Annotated in this window: 17 protein-coding genes; 10 read left to right on the plus strand and 7 right to left on the minus strand. The window is 52.7% G+C overall.

Annotated features, from left to right (window positions below; all coding sequences use genetic code 11):
- Positions 1 to 388 precede the first annotated feature (388 nt).
- The gene (locus AC5JLP_RS13825; RefSeq protein WP_496068499.1) at positions 389 to 1,120 is read left to right on the plus strand and encodes a hypothetical protein; all 732 of its coding nucleotides are present in this window, start codon (positions 389 to 391) and stop codon (positions 1,118 to 1,120) included.
- On the opposite strand, the gene mutS is transcribed toward AC5JLP_RS13825, so the two are convergent.
- Positions 1,115 to 4,102 (minus strand): DNA mismatch repair protein MutS, encoded by a 2,988-nt coding sequence (gene mutS, locus AC5JLP_RS13830; RefSeq protein ID WP_496068500.1) that lies wholly within the window; start codon positions 4,100 to 4,102, stop codon positions 1,115 to 1,117. The genes AC5JLP_RS13825 and mutS overlap by 6 nt on opposite strands.
- A 333-nt stretch (positions 4,103 to 4,435) precedes the next feature.
- Between mutS and AC5JLP_RS13835 the strand changes: the two genes are divergently transcribed.
- Positions 4,436 to 5,533, plus strand: coding sequence for a type II secretion system protein N (locus AC5JLP_RS13835; protein ID WP_496068501.1), 1,098 nt, complete (start codon positions 4,436 to 4,438; stop codon positions 5,531 to 5,533).
- 152 nt (positions 5,534 to 5,685) lie between these two features.
- A complete protein-coding gene (locus tag AC5JLP_RS13840) occupies positions 5,686 to 6,261 on the plus strand; it encodes a TIGR04376 family protein (RefSeq protein WP_496068502.1) in 576 nt (191 codons plus the stop codon).
- A gap of 281 nt (positions 6,262 to 6,542) precedes the next feature.
- On the opposite strand, the gene AC5JLP_RS13845 is transcribed toward AC5JLP_RS13840, so the two are convergent.
- Positions 6,543 to 6,989 (minus strand): type IV pilin-like G/H family protein, encoded by a 447-nt coding sequence (locus AC5JLP_RS13845; RefSeq protein WP_496068503.1) that lies wholly within the window; start codon positions 6,987 to 6,989, stop codon positions 6,543 to 6,545.
- Between the two features lie 57 nt (positions 6,990 to 7,046).
- Entirely contained in the window at positions 7,047 to 7,373 is a 327-nt protein-coding gene (locus AC5JLP_RS13850; protein WP_496068504.1) for a hypothetical protein, read from the minus strand.
- A gap of 205 nt (positions 7,374 to 7,578) precedes the next feature.
- Here AC5JLP_RS13850 and ligA point away from each other — a divergent pair, with 205 nt between their 5' ends.
- From ligA to rpsU, 5 genes are all read left to right on the plus strand, one after another.
- Complete coding sequence (gene ligA, locus AC5JLP_RS13855) at positions 7,579 to 9,867, plus strand: NAD-dependent DNA ligase LigA (RefSeq protein ID WP_496068525.1); 2,289 nt, start codon at positions 7,579 to 7,581, stop codon at positions 9,865 to 9,867.
- A gap of 221 nt (positions 9,868 to 10,088) precedes the next feature.
- Positions 10,089 to 10,886, plus strand: a complete 798-nt coding sequence (locus AC5JLP_RS13860; RefSeq protein WP_496068505.1) for a cobyrinic acid a,c-diamide synthase — start codon at positions 10,089 to 10,091, stop codon at positions 10,884 to 10,886.
- 141 nt (positions 10,887 to 11,027) lie between these two features.
- On the plus strand, positions 11,028 to 11,657 hold the full coding sequence (locus tag AC5JLP_RS13865; protein WP_496068506.1) for a DUF4333 domain-containing protein: 630 nt from the start codon (positions 11,028 to 11,030) through the stop codon (positions 11,655 to 11,657).
- 164 nt (positions 11,658 to 11,821) lie between these two features.
- Entirely contained in the window at positions 11,822 to 12,148 is a 327-nt protein-coding gene (rbp, locus tag AC5JLP_RS13870) for an RNA-binding regulator (protein WP_496068507.1), read from the plus strand.
- A 104-nt stretch (positions 12,149 to 12,252) separates the two neighbouring features.
- Positions 12,253 to 12,429 carry a 30S ribosomal protein S21 gene (gene rpsU / locus AC5JLP_RS13875; RefSeq protein WP_190446711.1) on the plus strand — a complete coding sequence of 59 codons (177 nt, stop codon included), beginning with the start codon at positions 12,253 to 12,255 and terminating at the stop codon, positions 12,427 to 12,429.
- A 27-nt stretch (positions 12,430 to 12,456) separates the two neighbouring features.
- Here the strand turns inward: rpsU and AC5JLP_RS13880 are convergent, their stop codons facing one another.
- From AC5JLP_RS13880 to AC5JLP_RS13895, 4 genes are all read right to left on the minus strand, one after another.
- Complete coding sequence (locus AC5JLP_RS13880; protein WP_496068508.1) at positions 12,457 to 13,287, minus strand: ABC transporter permease; 831 nt, start codon at positions 13,285 to 13,287, stop codon at positions 12,457 to 12,459.
- A 114-nt stretch (positions 13,288 to 13,401) separates the two neighbouring features.
- Positions 13,402 to 14,301, minus strand: a complete 900-nt coding sequence (locus AC5JLP_RS13885) for an ABC transporter permease (protein WP_496068509.1) — start codon at positions 14,299 to 14,301, stop codon at positions 13,402 to 13,404.
- Between the two features lie 111 nt (positions 14,302 to 14,412).
- On the minus strand, positions 14,413 to 15,543 hold the full coding sequence (locus tag AC5JLP_RS13890) for a polyamine ABC transporter substrate-binding protein (RefSeq protein ID WP_496068510.1): 1,131 nt from the start codon (positions 15,541 to 15,543) through the stop codon (positions 14,413 to 14,415).
- Between the two features lie 169 nt (positions 15,544 to 15,712).
- Positions 15,713 to 16,843 carry an ABC transporter ATP-binding protein gene (locus AC5JLP_RS13895; RefSeq protein WP_496068511.1) on the minus strand — a complete coding sequence of 377 codons (1,131 nt, stop codon included), beginning with the start codon at positions 16,841 to 16,843 and terminating at the stop codon, positions 15,713 to 15,715.
- A gap of 446 nt (positions 16,844 to 17,289) precedes the next feature.
- Between AC5JLP_RS13895 and mrdA the strand changes: the two genes are divergently transcribed.
- Together mrdA and AC5JLP_RS13905 are read left to right on the plus strand one after the other, a co-directional pair.
- Positions 17,290 to 19,110 (plus strand): penicillin-binding protein 2, encoded by a 1,821-nt coding sequence (gene mrdA, locus AC5JLP_RS13900; RefSeq protein ID WP_496068512.1) that lies wholly within the window; start codon positions 17,290 to 17,292, stop codon positions 19,108 to 19,110.
- A 94-nt stretch (positions 19,111 to 19,204) separates the two neighbouring features.
- Positions 19,205 to 20,938 carry a CHAT domain-containing protein gene (locus AC5JLP_RS13905; RefSeq protein ID WP_496068513.1) on the plus strand — a complete coding sequence of 578 codons (1,734 nt, stop codon included), beginning with the start codon at positions 19,205 to 19,207 and terminating at the stop codon, positions 20,936 to 20,938.
- Positions 20,939 to 20,972: the final 34 nt, after the last annotated feature.

A 20,972-nucleotide genomic window follows, 5' to 3' on the forward strand; every position in this document is an offset into this window, starting at 1 on the left:
GAATAGACCTCTTGCAGATTAGTTCCAGAGGATCGTCGAAACGAGCCACAAATGAGGAAACATCAGGACATGACAAACAAAACCCGTCCTGATGATGAACTATACAATAGCGCAAAGGCTCTCGCCTGAGGTCTTGCCTTAAAACTAGCGATACGAGAGAGATTTGACTATCACTTCTCAAAGTAGTCCCTCGAATCCTCTCACCACAGATGTTTCAGAGTAATGTCTTCTCCCTTCACACGGAAGGGGTCACAGGTTCAAATCCAGTATCGCCCATACATTAGTAGCTTTGTAAGCTGAGTGGGAAATGTGGTGCTTTAGCAACAGATTAAACGTCAGCTATGGCTTAAAAAATTGAACAGGACACCTACTAAGACTTGTGATCTCTATGTCTGAAAGCAGTGAAAATAGTCAAGATGCTTCGGTCACTGTTGTCATTTCAAGACGGGTGACGCCGGGCTGTGAAGTTGCATTTGAAGCGTTTTTGATTGGAGTGACTGCTGCTTGTGCTCAGTTTCCAGGGTGTCTGGGTAGCAGCATTTTTCGTCCAGCTAGTGTTGACGATCCTGAATATCGGGTCATCTTTAAGTTCGATCGACTGAGCAATTTACGCCGTTGGGAGACCTCAGTGGAACGTCAGCAGTGGTTTGCTCAGGCCGAAACGTTGACCGAATGTCCTCCCACTATCCAGGTGTTGACTGGGCTAGAAACCTGGTTCACTCTGCCAGGGAAAGCGGCCATTGTGCCGCCGCCACGTTACAAAATGGCGCTAGTGACTTGGCTAGCCGTTTTTCCGCTGATTACGGTGATTTCTACCGTGCTGCAAGCGCAACTTTCGCCGTTGTCGATCGTCATTCGAGTCATGATCGTTGCGGGCATTGCGGTGCCGACTATGACTTATTTCCTAATGCCTCAGATGACGCGCCTTTTTGCCTGGTGGCTGTATCCATCTCCTTCAAACCTGGCAGAAACTCAGAGCGATGACGCTCTACCAGTTCTTGAGGCTAGTGCTGCGCCCCCGCTCCCCGCTATGCAGGTGTTGCCTGCCGAACTGGTCGAGCTAGACGCGATGCCAATGGAGATTGAGGGTCAACGGTCAACGGCTTCGACCCTTTCATAAGGATGCGTCAAAGATGTCTAACTGCTCTGTGGGGTGCTGTGTCGTTTTGTTGTAGCGTTTGTCATTCTTCTCGCGTGCTGAGGACTGGGGTTGACCGCCTTTGCGTAGCCCGATCGCAATTTTGCTGTGCTTCTCAATCTGTCCCATAACTTGCCGTGCTCGTTGAATGACCGAAGCGGGCAACCCTGCTAACCGCCCTGCTTCGATCCCGTAGGAGCGATCGGCTCCACCTGGCTGGACTTTGTGCAGAAAAATAATCTGATCAGGCAGTTCTTTGACTACGACTTGATAGTTGGCAACGTTTGGCAACATGGATGCGAGTTCGTTGAGTTCATGGTAGTGGGTAGCAAAAATCGTGCGGGCGCGGATTTCGGTTGCCAGATGCTCGGCTACTGCCCAGGCGATCGACAGCCCATCAAACGTCGCCGTACCCCGACCAATTTCATCGAGAAGGACGAGCGATCGTGGCGTTGCATGATTGAGAATGTTCGCTGTCTCGTTCATTTCCACCATAAAGGTCGATTGCCCCGTTGCCAGGTCATCCACCGCACCCACACGGGTGAAAATGCGATCGCAAATACCTAACGTCGTTGCCTGTGCTGGAACGAAACTGCCCACCTGCGCCATCAGTTGAATCAACCCGACCTGACGAAGGTAACAGCTTTTGCCGCTGGCATTAGGTCCCGTGAGGACGATGAGGTCGGGAGTGGGGAGTGGGGAGTGGGGAGTGGGGTGAGAGGACAAGTTTTGAGTAGCGCTTTGCGCCGCTACGCTAGAGAGTTTTGAGTTTTGAATTAAATCTCCGCGTCTCTGCGTCTCTGCGGTTTCCTCGCCTTCACCATCTGCCGCTCGTCCTCCCATCACTGTCGAATTTGGTACAAAGAACCCTGCTGGAAGAGATTGCTCAACGACAGGATGGCGACCTTCAAGGATGTGAATGTCACGGGTGGGGACAATCTCAGGACGGCAGTAACCTTGGTAAACGGCGATTTCTGCCAGACCACAGAGAACGTCGATCGCCGCGACTGCTCGTGCCACCGTGCGAATGAGTTCGGCATGCTCACCCACCTGCGATCGCAGGTCAGCGAAAATCTCGTATTCCAGGTGGTTCAGGCTTTCTTGAGCAAGCTGGATGCGGCTTTCGCGTTCTTTTAAATCTTGAGTGATGTAGCGCTCTTCGTTAGTCAGGGTTTGCTTGCGGGTGTAGCCATCAGGCACCTGCTTACCTGCTTTGGCGTGAGAAATGCTGATGTAGTAGCCAAACGTTTTGTTGTAGCCGACTTTGAGAGTAGGAATCCCAGTGCGATCGCGCTCAACGATCTCTAGATTTTTAATCCACTCCTGATCAGCTTCCACTTGCTGGCGTAGAGAATCGAGTTGCGGATTTACGCCCGATCGAATCAGGTTGCCATCGGTGAGGTAGAGCGGCGGCGTATCAACGAGGTGCGCGTGGAGGTGCTGCTGTAACGTTTCTAGAATCGGGGGTACGGTCTGGAGGTCTTGCAGGTAGCGCGATCGTGCCTTTTCCACCAGTCGCCCCAGATCGGGCAGTTTGTCGAGCGAATCTGCCAGCGCAACGAGATCACGAGCGTTTGCTGTACCCGAACCCGCCCGACCTGCCAGCCGTTCTAAGTCATAAATTTGCTTTAGCAGGCGTTGCAGCGTTTGACGTAACGCACCGTTTTCAACGAGTTCGGCGATCGTCTCCTGGCGATCGCCAATCTGACTCGGTTGCAGCAACGGTTGTAGGAGCCAGCGCCGTAATGCTCGACTGCCCATTGCCGTTACGGTTTTGTCGAGTGCCCACAGCAGCGACCCATGATAGGTACCATCCCGCGCCGTTTGAGTAATTTCGAGATTGCGCCGCGTTTGATGGTCAATCACTAGATACTCGGTCAGCGTGTAGGTGCAGAGGGGCTGGAGGGGAAAAGTCTTAAGGGATGAAGGATGTAGCTTGCTTCCGCTTGGCGGTAGGATGAGGGATGAAGGTTTCTGCTGCTCGGTGGCATCAGAAATCTCACGTTCGCCTTCATCCTTTTGCCTTTTACCTTTTACCTTTTGCCCTTTGTCTTCGTCCTTGATCCTTTCGCCTTTATCCTTTCCAATCTCCTTCTCCGTCGTGGTTTCAACATATTCCAACAGTCCTCCTGCGGCTCGGACGGCTAAGGGCAGATGCTCGCAGCCCATGCCTTCGAGCGATCGCACTCGAAAGCGTTGCAGCAGCCGATACCGGGCTTCTGAGAGCACAAAGGGAGCCTGCGATCGCAACGTGTAGCAAAACTGAGGCGGCAGACATTCTGGCAGGTGTTCCGATTTTTCACCCGGTCGCAGCAGGCTCACCAGATCGGGAGCATTGGTAGGAACGAGGACTTCCGAGGGCTGTAAGCGCAACAGCTCTTGAGTTAACTGTTCTAGTTCCTGCGCCTGTGTGGTCAGAAATTCGCCTGTGGACACATCAGCATACGCCAAGCCCCAATGATTGCCTGCGATGACGACGGCTGCCAAAAAGTTATTGCGACGGGCGTTGAGCATCCCTTCTTCCAGGATGGTGCCTGGAGTAATGACGCGGGTGATGTCGCGCCGCACCAGTTGCCCCTGGGCGTCCGCTGCATCTTCCATCTGATCGCACACGGCGATCGCAAACCCCTTCTCCACCAACACGGCACAGTAGCGATCGAGCGCGTGATGGGGAATGCCTGCGAGTGGGACTTTGCCTACTTCTTTACCTGCATCCTTAGCCGTTAGAATCAGCTCTAGCTCACGAGCGATGGCGATCGCATCCTGAAAAAACGTCTCAAAAAAATCTCCCACACGATAAAGCAACAGGGCATGGGGATACTGGTCTTTCAGCTCCACATAATGGCGAATCATGGGGGTGAGCAGGGCGCGATCGACCGATCGATGATCGGCATAGCGCACGGCATGTTTTACCAGTCGTTCTGGCAGCCCGTTCGTAACCTCGGCAGAGTCAAAATCCGTCATGAAGCACCGTCACGAATCAACGCAGAAGCACAATTCCATAGACTCTATCGTATAAAGCTTTGCTGCTATCTGGTATTTCGCCTCTCTGCGTCTTCGCGTCTTTGCGGTTAAACCCTCATCCATCTTTCTATAGTTTTTTGAACCGTGCCCAAAAAGATGCTTTCTTACCCCAGTCTGCTGTTACAGTGAGGCATTCTCAAACGCATCAGGCGATCGCGGCATCTACTTTACTGAAAGCTCTCTAAATAGTTGATCCCAAACGTTGGGCATCTTCTATACTGCTTTCGTGTCTCATCCTCTCCAACGAGCAACTACTCCTCAACGAGCAAACTTATGTCTCAGGATGCCAGCCTCTCCACAAAACGCCTTCAGCCGTCGTCTGATGCGTCACCCTTTGCCGAAGAACCGCTTGGCTCCGATGTCATCGCGGCAGGTAGTTTTCCCGTCGAATCCTACGCCGATCGCCTCATGGACGATCTGTTTGGCGATGTGGAACGTCTGCTCGACAGTGGCGCGAAACCGTCAACCGACTCGGTGCGCTCAGAGCTGCTGCTCCCAGAGTCAACGGCTCCTAAACGCAGCAGCTTTGTCGATCTGGTATCTCCTCTTGTACGACGATCGACCGTTGAGGCTGATGCAGCGGCAGACGAGCAAGATTATGAGGCACTGCTGGCAACTCGCAAATCGATGGAGCGATCGCTGGAACGGAAACCTTTCATTGCGAGTGTGCGAGAGTCGGTGCGCTCCTACGATCGCCTGTTGCTAGGCGTTGGTTGCCTATCACTGCTCACAGTTCTGGGTGTATGGTTCCTCAACCAGCAGGCACGACAGCAGACAGCGACCGTTGCAGTTGTACCGCAGACATCCGCTAGTAACACTACGCCATCCAGCACGGCAACCGATAACCAGTTTGTTAGCTACCTGCAGCAAGCGCTCAAAGCGATCGATGATCAACAGCAGTCATCTAGCTCAACCCCGGCTAGCCCAAATGGAACTGCAATGAACCTTCCGACCGTCACGTTACCAGGTAGCCCAACGATGCAACCTTCACCCACCGCGGGGACGACTCCATCCACTGCAAGCCGCCCTGCAACTGGGTTGTCGAGGCTCTATGTACCGATTTATCAAGTCCCCCAACCAGGGCAACCAGGCAGTCCCTCCGTTGCACCCTTGCCGTCTGTCAATGCCCCAGCCGCTGTGCGCCAGCCGATTCCGCTTTCGGTGCCTGGAGTTGCCAAAAAATTGGTCGGAGTATTGGAACTGGGCGATCGCTCCGCTGCCCTGATTGAAATGAATGGCGTGACCCAGCGCTACCGCGTTGGTGAAAGCATCGCTACCAGCGGTTGGACGTTAGTGGATGTCTCTAAAGATCAGGCCGTAATTCGCCGCAATGGTGAAGTGCGATCGGTCTTTATTGGTCAGAATTTTTAGAAGTTGTTAGTCTCTACGAGAAGTTGTTAGTTTTTAGTGGTTGTTAGCCAAGCAAGCGAGTTTTGAGTTTCGAGTTAACTCTGGCTTCTAGCCTCATTGCTCCTATCTAACAACTAAAAACCAAAAACTAAAAACTACTGCGGAGCACACACATGGGTCTGTTTGACGATTTCAGCAAATTTCTCGAAACGCGGCTTGAGGAATTTCTGCGCGACAATCCGCAGCTAGAATTGCTCGTTCTCGAAGAGAAGCTACGCGACCAGGAAGAAGAAACGCTCAAGCTGATGACGGATCTGAGGCGAGAAGAAAAAGGGCTTCAGGATGAGATTTTGTCGATCGCTCGCGAAATTCAGCTCTGGCACGCCCGCATTGAAAAAGCTAAAACAGCCGGACGGCTTGACCTGGCAGAACCCGCCCAGGAACATGAAGCCAGCCTTTTGCGAAAAGGCAATCAGCGTTGGGGGCAGATGGAAGTATTGAAAGAACGCCTCAAGCAAACCCAGCAATTGCAGCAACAAATTCAGCAACGCCGCAAAGAAGTCCAGGCAAAAGTGGCTCAAGCGCAGGCGACTCGTGCCGCTGCCGCCACAACCGAACAGAAGTGGAATAGTGCAGGCTGGAACCAGATTCCCACCTCATCCAGCAGCGTAGGCGACTTGGAACATCAGTTCCGCCGCTGGGAAGCCGAAGAAGAACTTCAGGAACTCAAACGCAACATGGGACGATAGGTCGATCGCCCTACTCCAACTTCTTCGCATCATCTCCACAATCAACGATGCCGTTACGATACGTTGGGTTGAACGGTTCCGGGCGCTTTACACAGCACTGATTTTGTGGTGATACCGATTTAAAGAATGACGGCTACAGATCAATCGGTGGATAGGGGCAAGGCATTGCCTTTCCCCTACAGGATGTGTCGCATTTTCAATTCAAATTGGTATGATTTCATCTGCAATCCGCTGGGTATAAACAACCCCGGCATAGCTTTGAGATTTGCAATGAGTAGAGCTTAAACAGGGGCCACTGTGACAACTCGCTTAGAGGAACGGTAGCTAGTCATACACAGAGAGACCCTACAAAGGCGGCAGTCTGGACGAGTGGTGCCGTACTGAAAAGCCGCATCGGTTGTCGCCCGCACTGAATAGACAAACTGTTCACTTGTGGGTTGAAAACCCAGCTCTAGCTTACGCAGAGAGTCGCTAAATTTACCGTTCTCCAGATAATACGCTTGTTGCGATCGATTCATTGTGCTAACCCTCTGCTTCGATTTGAGATGGAGAACGGCCGCCTCCTTCGTATTGGAACAGTTCCATCCTCCTGCCCATACCCATAGCCCCAGTATCAATAGAACAAGCCCCAACACACGTGACCGCGCGCTGCCTGTGCGGTTGAAGAGTAGCACCAGGGCGGTGATGAGCAGCACCAGGGCGATGATGAGCAACCATAAGGTGAGCATTGGCAAACTCTAGAAAGGCAAAGAGTTCTGAAAGTCTACCCAGATTGATCGCGCTGATTAACCTTCTGGCTGGTGGGGTTTTCGGATGGTAAAGGAAATGGGTCGCTGGTTGGGACGATCGCTGACTGAATCGCGCACTGTCTTCTGCAATGGCGCTTGGGGTACGTTGAGCGATCGGGCAACGGTCGGTTCTTCTTTCAGCGTTTCTGGTTTCTCATAGTCCAGATGAAACGGCATGTTGGTCAGCTTGTCGTAATTGGAGGCGATCGCCAGCAGCGCACCACCCAAAACAAAAAACGGTAGCGGCAACGAAACCTGCTGCACCCATTGCAACACCTCCGCCGCGCCAAAGAGTAAAACAAAGCAGGTAATCCAAACCTTCATCGCCGAACCCAGAAGCTATCTAAAAAAGGGTACATATTACATCGCAGCATACCCGATTTTTTTAACTTTGACCGCTGGAAAACCGCTGAGACGCCGAGACCGCTGAGAATAAACTTTGCGCCCTCTGCGCCTCTGCGGTCAAAAGCCAATTCCACTCCCGCCACAGCAACGCTACACTAAATCTGACTTTCTCCGATCGCTGGTCATGGATACCTTAAAACAACCCACTCCCGAAGTCGAACAGCGCGTCAAAGACTTGCGGAAACTGCTCTGGAAAGCCAACTACGACTACTACGTGCTAGATGCACCTCAAATGGAAGATGCCGTCTATGACCAGCTTTATCGAGAATTAGTCGAGCTGGAAACACGCCATCCATCGCTGGTTGTCCCAGATAGCCCGACCCAGCGCGTGGGCGATCGACCCGCCAGCCAGTTCGTTTCCGTCAAACACAACATTCCGCTTTACAGCCTGGAAAATGCGTTTGGCAACGAAGATTTGGCGAAATGGCAGGAACGTTGGCAGCGGCAATTAGTGGCAGTTAGCGGTCAGCGGTCAGCGGTCAGCGGTCAGCCATCGGAGCATGAATCATTTGACTATGTATGCGAATTGAAAATTGATGGGAATGCGCTGGCATTGACTTACGAGAATGGTCTACTGGTGCGGGGTGTCACTCGTGGCGACGGCATTCGAGGGGAAGAGATTACGCAGAATGTCAAAGCCATTCGATCGATCCCCCTGCGGCTCAACCTTGACAATCCACCACCCATTGTCGAAGTGCGCGGCGAAGCCTTCCTTCCGCTCTCCTCCTTCGAGCAGATCAACCAGGAGCGCGAACAGGCAGGCGAGACACTCTTTGCCAATCCCAGAAATGCCGCTGCTGGCACACTCCGCCAATTAGACTCCAAAATCGTCGCCCGTCGGAAGCTGGATTTCTTTGCCTACACGTTACATTTCGGCAGCAACAAGGCAGAAGTGGCAGAGGCGGCAGAGGAAGCAGGGGGGGCAGGGGGAACAGGAGAGGCAGAGGAAGCAGAGGAGGCAAGGGGGCCAATTCGCCCAGAACTCTATAGCTTGTCGGCGCGAAGCGCTACTCAAAACTTAAAACTCTCTAGTGTAGCGGCGCAAAGCGCTATTCAAAACTCTCATTCTCACATCCCACACCCCACACCCCACACCCAATGGGACTGCCTCGAACTTCTCAAACAAATGGGCTTTCGTGTCAATCCTGAACGGCAGCAATGTGCGGATTTATCAGCCGTGCAGGAATACTGCGATCGCTGGTCACTCGATCGCACCCAACTGCGTTACATGACCGATGGCGTTGTCGTCAAAATTAACTCGCTGGCACTGCAACAGCAATTGGGTTTCACGCAGAAATTTCCCCGCTGGGCGATCGCCCTCAAATACCCTGCGGAAGAAGCACCCACGATCGTCGAGCGCATCAGTGTCAATGTGGGACGCACCGGAGCCGTTACGCCATTGGCAGAAATGCGACCCGTGCAGCTAGCAGGCACCACTGTCGCGCGGGCAACTTTGCATAACAGCGATCGCATCGCCGAACTGGATCTTCGCGCTGGCGATACCGTGATCGTCCGTAAAGCAGGCGAAATTATTCCCGAAGTCGTGCGTGTTCTTTACGAACTGCGACCTGATAGCACAGAACCGTATCGCATGCCCGCTCACTGCCCGGAGTGTGGTCAGGCATTGGTGAAACCGATCGATGAAGCCGTGACCCGTTGTATCAATGCGTCCTGTCCCGCTATTTTGCGGGGTGCACTGGTGCATTGGGCATCTCGCCAAGCGTTGGATATCAACGGTTTAGGCGAAAAGCTCGTCCTGCAATTTGTGGATACGGGGCTTGTAGAGTCGGTCGCTGACCTGTACGACATCACGGTCGATCGCCTAATCCACCTGGAACGGATGGGCAAAAGGTCTGCCGAAAAACTGGTGCAAGCGATCGATCGCTCCAAACAGCAACCCTGGCCTAGAGTGCTTTACGGTTTGGGCATTCGGCATGTGGGTAGCGTCAACGCCCAAATTTTGACCGAGCGCTTTATCAGCGTCGAAGCTTTAGCTGCCGCAGAGGTGGGGGCGATCGCGACTGTCTTTGGCATCGGCAACGAAATTGCCCAATCCGTGTACGACTGGTTCCAGAACCCTGCGAACCAGTCCCTTATTCAGCGCCTCCAAATCGCAGGCTTACAGTTTCAAGCAGATCCATCCGCTCAGCCCTCCTCACTCAACACTGCCCTGTCTGGCAAAACCTTTGTCGTCACAGGCACCCTGCCCACCCTTAAACGCGAAGACGCAAAAGCCATGATCCAGGCGGCAGGCGGCAAAGTTACCGATTCTGTGAGCAAGAAAACGGATTATTTAGTCGTGGGAGAAGAGGCAGGGTCTAAACTCGAAAAAGCTCAAACGCTCGGCATCACTCAACTTTCTGAAGCGCAGCTACTAGAGTTGCTAGCAGCATCGACAGGCAGTGAAGGATGAGGGATGAAGTTATTGCCATGACGATTGTTCCTCTGCCTTTAATTTTGAGCAGTCAGCGGTCAGCGTAGAAGTTTTGAGTTGCGAATTGCTCCCCTTGCCTCCTCTGCTTCCTCTGCCTCTCCTGTTCCCCCTGCCCCCTTTTGACCTCTGCCTTCTTATTGTTCATCCCCGCCTCACCTGGGAACACTAAAAATACCGATCGCCCCCCTTTTCGGTCACTCATGAGCAAGCGCACAGGCAAGAAAGCGACCCCATCCGAACCGACCAGCGCTGAAAGCATTCTCTCTATGCTGCCCCCAGAGGCCCAACAGTGGGCTGAGAGCTTGCCCTGGAATCAGCGTCGGTTTGTGCTGTCGCTCTGCCATCTCATGTGTGCGGCTTCGCCAGAAATGCGGGCGGGTTTTCTGGATGATTACACCGCTGATGGCCTCATTTCTAAAGTTCTGGAAGACCGCGACACCAAACAAAAAGTCAGCCACTACTTAAAAGAATTCAACGTTAAAACAGAACTCAATACGATCGCCCTTAGACGCTACATTCGGCAGTTTTACATTCACTCAGCTCAAGATGTACGCGGTCAGCCGGATCTCTATCTTGAGTCAGCCTTACGACTAGTCATGAGTACCGCAGAGCGCAACAACGTCTTCAACTACATCCTGGGCTTCGAGCTGATCAAAATGATGTTTCGGATGAGCTGGTTTCAGCACGAAAAGCTCTATCGACTCCAGCGCAATCAGGATGAATTTATCAACACCTATATTCGTCCCATTCAGCACACCCACAAGCTAAACCGCATTATTGTTCCCAAAGACGAACGGCTCTTTTTTGCCCGACGCGATTATTTTGTCCAAAAACCTGTGATTAGTGAGAAGAAGCTGGTGGAACTGGCGATCGCCACCTTCACCACTGAAACCACCACAAACTTGGGCTTCTCCGTCATCCGCCATGCCCACTCGTTGATCTTCGACTACGATTACATTTTCGCCGCCGAACAAGAAGCCCTCTCCTACACTGAGTAGAAGGTTAAGGAGGCAGAAGGTAGAAGGTAAAAGGCAAAAGGTAGTTGTTATTTCCCACTCCCCATTCCCTACTCCCCACTCTCCACTCTAAGCACAACCCCTGTTTGCGCTACCATAGGCACGGCAGCAAAAAGCGGATTCATGAGTCAGTCTTCTAGTTCTAAGGTCAGGGTGCGATCGCAGCGGTGCGCTAGCAGTGTCAAACAGTGGAGAACCGTGGTCGTAGCCCTATTTAGCCTGGCGCTTTTTGCTGGATGTACCAAGCAGCAGACAGCGGTAGATAGTGCTCCTTCGCCTACAACTGCCGCTGTTGTCAGCCCAACTGCTGCTCCCAGCGTTCCTGCTAAATCAGAGGCGACAAAAGATCTAGAAGGTCGTTTAGGCAAAGCCTTCACTGAATCTACGAAAGTTTCGCTCGATTCAGTAGATTGTCCCGCTCAGTTTGACGTGAAGGCAGGTAATCGCTTTAACTGTCAGGCAGCTTCTGAAGGGCAATCTTTCGTGATCGCGGTCGAACTCACCAATCCAGACGGTCAGTTTCAGTGGAATACAAAAGAACTGCTAGTGCTGCCAAAGCTTGAGCAGTACATTCAGAGCCGTATTCGAGATAAAGGTGGTCCTGATGTAACGGCAAACTGCGGTGGCAAGCTGCGAGTGGCTCAACCTGGAGACACGTTTGAATGCAAAGTCACGAGTGCTCAAGGTCAGGCTCGTTCTGCCCAGATTAAAGTGAAGGATGAGCAGGGCGGCGTTGACATTTCCTTGCGCTAGAAAACGTGAGATTCCTTCACAGTATGGTAAGTGGGGGTTGCGAATCTTGATCCTGTGTTAATCTAGGTTGCAGAGTTTGATTCGGTTGCAGTGTTTGTTCTTGGTTTCAGCAGGCTTCTCTCCGGATTTAAACCTTCATACTTATCACTCTCCGGAGATATTCCATGTCAATCTATGTAGGCAATCTTTCCTACGCCGTTACGCAAGAAGACCTTAGCAGCATTTTTGCGGAATATGGCACGGTCAAGCGTGTCCAACTTCCCACCGATCGTGAAACGGGTCGTCCCCGCGGTTTTGGCTTTGTTGAGATGGAAACTGACGCTGAAGAAACAGCCGCGATCGAAGCTTTGGATGGCGCTGAGTGGATGGGGCGTGACCTCAAAGTCAACAAAGCTCGTCCACGCGAAGATCGCAAGCCATCGGGTGGCGGCATGGGTGGTGGCAGAGGCTATTCCAGCAGCAGGGGCGGCGGTTACTCCGATCGCTATTAACGCGCTGTAAACAACCTTTTGTATTGTAATGATGTCTTTGCTCCGGTAATCTCTTTTAAGAGTTTTGCGGAGTTCTTTTTAGGAGCTAAAGCTCAGAGGATTGAATGACTCAGGTAGTTCTCGGTGAAAACGAAGGCATTGAATCGGCATTGCGTCGCTTCAAGCGTCAGGTTTCTAAGGCAGGCATTTTTGCAGATATCAAGCGATTGAGACAGTTTGAAACGCCGATCGAAAAGCGCAAGCGCAAGGCGATCGCAAAGCGTAAGCATCGCTTTAAGTAAGCGGTTTAACCGCAACAGCCAATCGTGCTAACCCAGTCGCCTCCGCTCACTACGGAGGCGCACCCATTCTGCAATAAAGAAAACCAGCCCAGATGCCAGGATCAGCACCACGCTGAGAGCATTAATGTCTGGTTTGACCCCTGTACGAATGCGGCTAAAGATTTCCATCGGCAATGTGTTGGTGCCTCCGCCTGCGGTAAAACTCGCAATGAGAAAGTCATCCATGCTCAGCACAAACGCCAGCAGGCAACCAGACACGATCGCGGGCATGAGTTCTGGCATCAACACTTGTACAAACGCTTGACCTGGGGTTGCACCCAGGTCAAGTGCAGCCTCCTCTAGATGCGGGTTCAAGTTTGTCAAGCGAGTTGATACCACCAACGCGACATACGACAGGCAGAAGACAACGTGTGCGGCTACAACCGTCCATAGACTCAATTGAACGGCACCGCCACTGAACGGGATCGCGACAGCGGCTAAGAAGACCAGCGTAGAGACTGCGATCGCGATGTCTGGAATGATTAGCGGTAAATACGAAATGCCTCGATAAAGGCTTTTTCCAGGAAACTGATAGCGCGCTAACCCCACGGCCACGAGCGTACCCAGTACAGCCGCAATGCCTACGGCAAAGAATGCAACGCTAAGGCTATCTCTTAGTGCTGACAAAATGCGCTGATCACTAAAAAATTTGCGATACCACTCCAGCGTAAACCCTTGCCAACTTGCACTATAAGGCGACTGGTTAAAGCTGTAAAACGCTAGCACCACGATGGGGAGGTACATAAAGCCAAACATCAGAAGCGAAAAGAGCGCCTGCCAGGAGCCGGGGATTTTAGGCTGAGGCTTGAATGCAGTCATAGTGTGACGAGGTTTTGTGGGGTAAGAGCGTTTTGAGCGATGGACGCGTTGTAGAGTGGGAGCGTTTTGAGTGATAACAAAGCGGTGAGCAAAGAGTGGTTAGCCGCTAACTTTTTAGACGTTACTCGCATTGCGATCGCCATATTTCAACAGCAGCGCGATCGCCAGACTCACCGCCAGAATGAGTAGACTGCTTAGAGCAGAACCAAAGCCCCAATTCTGAGTTGCACCAAGGAATTGATTGTAAATCAGACGAGCCGCTGTCATGCTAGACGCTCCGCCCAGCAGTTCTGGATCAACAAAGTCTCCCAGCCCGGTAATGAACACCAGAAGCGCACCTGCTGTAATACCTGGTAGGGTTTGCGGCACTGTTACGCGCCAAAATACCTGAAAGGGAGTCGCGCCCAGATCGGCTGCTGCTTCAAGCAGTTGTCGATTGAGCTTTTCTAGCGACGCATAGAGAATCAGCACCATGTAGGGCAACAGGCTATAGCTCATCCCCACCAGCACCGCAGGACTCCGGTTCAAAATATCGAGGGATGGCACTCCCACACTGTTTAGCACCGAGTTCAGCACGCCTGTTGGCCGCAAAATGGTAATCCAGGCGTAGGAGCGGAGCAGGGACGATGTCCACAGGGGCAAGACAAAGCCAACCACGAGGAGATTTTGCCAGCGTTTGGGCACCATGAGGGCGATCCAATAGGCCACCGGAAACCCTAGTAGCAGACAGATGATTGTGGTTCCCAGGGCAAAAAAGAGCGATCGCGCTAACACCTGGATGTAGATCGGCTGAAAAATAAGTGCATAGTTATCCAGTCCTGACGGGTTTACAACCTGTCCTGGTCGAATACTCGGTACAAGACTCAACTCCAAAATCAGCAAAGTCGGAATCACGAGCAGCAAACCCAGCCAGACTCCCGTTGGCCCCAGCAGCAACAGCGGCTCGATCCATTTGGGCAGATCGCGATCGTGGGACGAAACACTGGATGATGCAGAGGGAGATGCGTGGGACATGAGGGGGAGAGTGAGGGGTAAGGAGGAAGGAGTGAAGGCTAAAGGCTAAAAAGCTGACTGCTGACCGCTGACTGCCCTTAATAACTAACAACCAACAACTAACAACTGCCCCTAGCTGCTCGTCAACTGCGTCCAGTATTTTTCATAAAGTTCCGCGATCGGTTCTTTGACGGGGGCGACGCCCTCACATTTGGTTAATAGGCTCTCTGAGGGGAACAGAATTTCATTGTCACGCAGAGGTGCTGGCAACTGGTCATGAGCCGACTGGTTGGGAGAGGCAAAGTTGAGACGTTCGGTCATTTGGGCGGCAACGGAGGGTTGCAGGACGTAGTTGATCCAGGCGTAGGCAACATCCGGGTTGGGGGCTGTTTTGGGAATGACCATCGTGTCACTCCAGAGAGAGGTGCCGCTGCTGGGAATGACATACTTCAACGCAGGATTGGCGAGCGTGACTGACATCGCATCGGCTGAGTAGCCCATCGCCAGTAGCAAATCGCCCGCAATGAGTTGATCACGCCAGGCATCAGTGGTGAATGAGGCGATCGCGGGTTTTAAGGCGGCGAGCTTTTCGTAGGCTTGCTTAATTTCTTGAGGGTTGCTGGAGTTGTAGGAGTAGCCGAGCGATCGTAGCGTAGCTCCCATCACTTCACGGGTGTCGTTAATTAGCGTCATTCGGCGCGACAGGTTTTTCTGATACGCCCACAGATAGCTCCAATCAGTCGGTGGAGGACTTAGCTTGGCGCTGTTGTAGATCAAGCCTGTGGTTCCCCAACTGATAGGCACGTGGTAACGGTTCCCCGGATCATGCACAGATGTTTGAAATTTAGGCAGAATATTCTCCAGCCCTTGAATGCGGCTGCGGTCAAGCTGCTGCAATAGCTTCAGTTCAATCATCTTCGCCACCGTGTAGTCTGATGGATAAATGATGCTGTAAGCCGCTCCCTTACCGGCTTGGAAGGCTGCCAGCATAGTTTCGTTCGAGTCAAACGTATCGGCAATCACCGTCACGCCTGTTTGTGCCTTAAACCCTTCCAGTAAGGCATCGTCAATATAGCTCGACCAGGTATAGATACGCAGCTCGTTTGCAGCTTTCGCGTTGGCCTGCAATGGGCGTACTTCTCCTAGTGTCCAACCACAGCCTGAAAGCGCTAGCCCAGATATCGCCCCTGCCGATACCTGCAAAAACTGCCGCCGCGATCGCAGCGTTGGGTGAGTGATTGCGGTGGCAAAAGAATGAAGCATGAAACGTTTTGAGTTGAGTTAACGGTCAGCGGTCAGCTATCAGCGTAGAAGTTTTGAGTTTTAAGTTTTGAGTTTTGAGTTGCGAATTGTCCTCCTGCCTCTGCTTCCCCTGTCTCTCCTGTTCCCCTCGCCTTCTGCCTTTTACCTTTTACCCTTTACCTTCTGCCTTCTAATTCGTTGGAATCGCCAGACAATCATCCGGTGCCCACTGAACATAGATGGGCGTGTCAGCCGTGGGCACCTCGCTGATCGCGCTGGGCTGCATGACCGTAATGCGATCGCCCGAAAGCAGATCCACCACGTAGTGGACGTGGGCACCGAGGTACATCACATGCCGCAACCGCCCTTCAAAGCAGTTGATCACATCGGTTGGAATGGTACGGGTGACATGAATCTTTTCGGGTCGAACGCTGACAACAACAGCGCCAGAGGTTAAAGGGGTAGACGTTTCCAGCGGCTTGACTTTCATCTTTAGCCCATTCGCTGTGGTGATCCAAAGCATAGCGGGATGTGCGCCCTCAATCTTGGCCTGAAAGAGGTTGGTATCGCCAATAAAATCAGCGACAAAGGCAGTTTGTGGCTGTTCGTAAATGCGGTTAGGCGTGTCAATTTGTTCAATTTTGCCGAGGTTCATCACCGCAATGCGATCGGACAAGCTGAGTGCTTCTTCCTGATCGTGCGTGACCATGACAAAAGTCAGCCCCAGCTCCTGGTGAAGGTTGGTTAGCTCGACCTGCATTTCTTTTCGCAGCTTCAAGTCGAGTGCGCCAAGGGGTTCGTCTAACAGCAGCACAGCAGGACGATTGACCAGCGCCCGTGCTAGAGCTACCCGCTGCTGTTGTCCTCCCGAAAGCTGCCCTGGAAAGCGGTTGGCGAAGACTTCCATCTTGACAAGTTTGATGGCATCTTGCACCCGCTCAGAAATTTCTGCGTTGCTCCGCTTTTTCAACCGCAGCCCAAAGGCGATATTTTCACGCACGGTCAGGTGGCTGAACAGCGCGTAGCTTTGAAAAACCGTGTTGACTGGGCGACGGTATGGCGGCACCTGCGTCATCAACTGCCCTTGAATCAAGAGTTCTCCTGCTGAGAGGGAGTCAAACCCTGCAATCAACCGTAGCGTTGTGGTTTTACCGCATCCAGAGGGGCCGAGAATGCTAAAAAACTCGCCGCGACGAATACTCAAATCAATGCCTCGTACTGCCGTTTCACCATTGAACACCTTAAACACTTTGCGGAGTTCAACATCAAACCCAGTATCTGTCGCCAGAGCGCGCTGATTATGCGTGATGGTTTGAGACATCGTGACAATTCCCTATGGTTGAGTCCTTACGCTGTGCAAACGATCGATGCAAGGAGAGGTTGGGCTGTAACGGAAGGCTTGTTCAGGGCAAGCACCGAGCAGGTTGTGTCCATCTTCTGATAGAGTGACAGACTATAGGTTTATTTTATCTGCCGATGTCCATTCCATCACGGATGTGAACATCTCCATAACATAGCCCCTCGGCAAAGGCTGCGTTCCTTTTAGTAGGCTAAGTTTAAGCGTTTTGATGACCACCGCGTTCTTTCGGGCAGCCACAACGTTACATTGCAGCATACAAGGGAGAATGGCATGAAGCAGCACTTTGCTTTAGGTTGCCCAACTCTGGGGCGAACGGCTCATGTGCGATCGAGTTAACTTTTTCATCGCTTGCCTCCCTCATTCAGAACGCTTCACCGCTTGCACGGCCTGTCTTTTGTAATGCTCGTATGACGTTAACCCAACCTTCTACCACGACAGTTACCCAAACGACTCCCCGGACGGTGGGGCGGCGGTACCAGTCGATCGCTCTCATGGTGGGTGTGTCGCTGGTTTTGCTGGCGGGTATTGGTAGTCGCCTGGCTTACCTGCAACTGGTGGAGGGCAATCGCAACCGACAACTCGCGGAAAATAATCGCATTCGCTTGATTCCTAGGCAACCAGAGCGCGGCAAAATTCTTGATCGCCAGGGCAAAATGCTGGCTGGCAGTCGCTTGTCACACTCCGTCTTTTTGTGGCCTCTCGCACGCAAAAAGGCAGAGTGGGCAACCACGCTCCAACGGCTGTCTGAAATCCTTCACATCCCCGAAGCCGATATTAAAAATCGTCTAGAGCAAGCAGGCTATACGTCTCCTTTTCTGGTTCGCATTGCGCGCGGGGTCAGTCCGGCACAGGTCACTGCGCTGGCAGAATATGGCGGCGAGATGGAAGGTGTACAGGTCGATGCTGAAGCCGTCCGCTACTATCCCAACGGCGATTTGGCTGCGCATGTCATTGGCTATACCGGCGAAATGGACGATCAGGAACTCGACAAGCGTAAGAGTGAAGGCTATCGGCTGGGCGATGTGATCGGTCAAATGGGCGTTGAGGCAACCTATGAAAAGCTGTTGCGCGGCGAGTGGGGCGGACAGCAGGTCGAAGTGGATGGCACTGGGCAAGTCGTGAGAGTGCTGGGCAAAAAGCCCACTCAAACGGGCAAAGATGTACAGCTCACGCTGGATTTAGAGCTGCAAAAAGCGGCGGAGGCTGCTCTGGGCGATCGCAAAGGAGCGATTGTGGCGATCGATCCTAACAACGGTGCTGTGCTGGCAATGGTCAGCCGCCCCACCTTCGACCCCAATTTATTCTCCACTCGCATCACAGATGCCCAATGGCAGCAGCTACAAAGTAAAGACCACCCCTTTGTCAATCGGGCTGTACAGGGGTTTCCTCCCGCCAGCACATTCAAAATTGTGACCACGACCGCAGGCTTAGAGACGGGTAAATTTAGCCCCGACACAGTGCTGGGTACCTATCCATCGCTTACAGTCGGCGGTATTGAATTTGGTGATTGGAACCACGCTGGCTTTGGCCCCTTGGGGTTTGTGGGGGCGTTGCAGTGGAGCAGTGACACGTTCTTCTACCAAATCGGCATGGGCGTGGGCGATCGCAACCTGATTCAGTGGACGCGGCGCTACGGGTTTGGTCGTAAGACGGGTATTGATTTGGGAGAAGAAGAAAGCTCCGGACTCGTCCCTGACGATGAATGGAAGCGCAAAGAAATCAAAGAAGGCTGGTTTTTGGGCGACACCGTCAATATGTCGATCGGGCAAGGCTTTTTACAAACCACACCACTGCAAGTTGCGGTGATGTTTGCCGTCCCCGCGAACGGGGGAGCTTTAGTCAAACCACATTTGCTTAAAGATAACGAAGCGGCCCAAAACTGGACGGAGTCTCTGAACCTCAAGCCAGAAACAGTCCGCATCCTGCGAGAAGGTCTTCGTGCTGTGGTTGATGGTGGCACAGGTGCCGCGCTGAATGTGTCTACACTACCCCCCGTTGCGGGCAAAAGCGGTACCGCAGAAGATATTGGACGGCAATCTCACACCTGGTTTGGGGCCTTTGCTCCAGCCGCTAAGCCAGAAATCGTTGTGGTCGCCTTTGGTGAAAACTCTGGCGGCGGCGGCGGGTCTTTCGCAGCTCCGATGGTGCGTCAAGTCTTAGAAGCCTATTTTCATCCGCAGAAAAAGATTGAGAGCCCCAGTCAGATTGAGCAAGTGCCGACAGATTAAGGCGATCTCATCATTACGGCTATCAACTAACGCGAACACGGACTAGACTGTTAAACAATCCTGATGTCGTGATGGGTCTGGCCTTATTTCTTGAATGTCTTTGTCTGAAATGCCCTGCTTGAATTTGGCGATCGCGCCCTTACGGACAGCGAATCACTTCGCCATCCATGTCACTCAGGCCCCGTATCCAGGGGGTTATGTTTTGCATGATTGTGTTTGGGCCGAGGCTCAAAATCAGCTTTGGCTGGGGTGGCAGGAGATGTTTTCGGCGAGAAGCCTTCCCAATGTGCCCCAGGTATCGCAGGTTGATGCGCTTCTACCAGATTTGGTGCTGTCGCTGGAAGCACCAGCCGCACCGGGTCAACCAGTCAGCCAGTCAGGTCGATTGATGCAAAATCTGGGGATTAGCCTTTGGCAGTGGTTGTTTGATGGGCCGATTCAAGGCAGTCTCGACCATAGTCAGGGGATTGCAATGGGGCAATCCAAACCCCTACGGCTGCGCTTGGAAATTCGAGATCCTAATTTGGTGGCGTTGCCCTGGGAAATTATGCAGGATGGCGCTGGCAAACAGCCCGTTTCGCTCCGTCAGCAGTTGCTATTTAGCCGCACCACGAGTGATGTTCATTCGTTACCGACGCTGCGATCGGATAATATTCTCAAAATTCTGCTTGTCCTGGGTGAAGACTCTGAACCACCCGTAGAGAATGCATCTTCAGGCTTTATTCGCGCCGACCACCCTGAGACCTCACCAACCTTACAGCTTGAGCAAGAAGCGAATGTGTTGGCTCATCTGCTCACAACGTCTGGGAGTAGTGGCATTGGCGGCGCGACTATTACACCCTGCCAGGTCGATACACTGGTGCAGCCCACGCCAGCCGCTCTGATTAGTCAACTTGAGAAACAGACGTACAATGTCTTTTTCTATGCTGGGCATGGGATTCCTGCCCCAGATGGCGGGTTGCTGTTCTTGCGGCCTGACATGACCCTGAATGGAACAGAACTGGCTCAAGTGCTGACCCGTTGCCAGGTAAAGCTGGCTGTGTTTAATGCCTGCTGGGGTGCTCAGCCAGATCACGAAACCGTTCCAATCTCGTTAGAGCACCCGGAAGCGACTCGATCGCAAGCCATCCCACGCAGCAGCTTAGCAGAAGTCCTGATTCATCACGGCGTTCCGGCTGTTTTGGGGATGCGCGATTCCATTACGGATGAAGAAGCCTTGAGCTTTATTCAAGCCTTTGCCAGAGCGCTTTCAGGGCGGGTGCCGATCGACCAGGCGGTGGCGATTGCTCGACAGCACTTACTGACGCTGTATCGCTTTAACCAACAAGCCTGGACGCTGCCCGTTCTTTACATGCATCCCGAATTTGATGGCGAACTGCTTCAGCCCCTTGAAGGCGGTATGACCGCAATGCCAGGACCGATTACCCGGTTAGGACAACCGAAGCCCGATGCGGCGCTGCGATCGCTTACCACTGCGAAAGTCTGGCATATCCAGGGTGGCTTTATGCGCGTGGGCAGAGACCGGGCGGAAAATGATCTCGTGCTGCAAGAAGACCAGGGCGGAGTTTCACGCAAACATGCGGTGATTTTTGGTCGTCAGTCTCAAACCAATGGCGGTACCGATCTAGCGTACTTTCTCGAAGACTTCTCTCGCTTTGGCACCTGGATGTTAGAGCCTGGAATGGATTCTTATGGTTGGCGCAAGGTGCACCGTCAGGAAGTGCCATTAAAGCCTGGTAGTCACTTGAAGTTTGGCAGCACTCATAACGAAGCGCTGGAGTTTACAAGATCGGTGGATGAACCAGACGACAATCGCGCGTTGGGCTAATCTACCGAAGCGATGTGCTGCAACGATAGTCGTG

It is taken from the genome of Stenomitos rutilans (genome assembly GCF_059505485.1).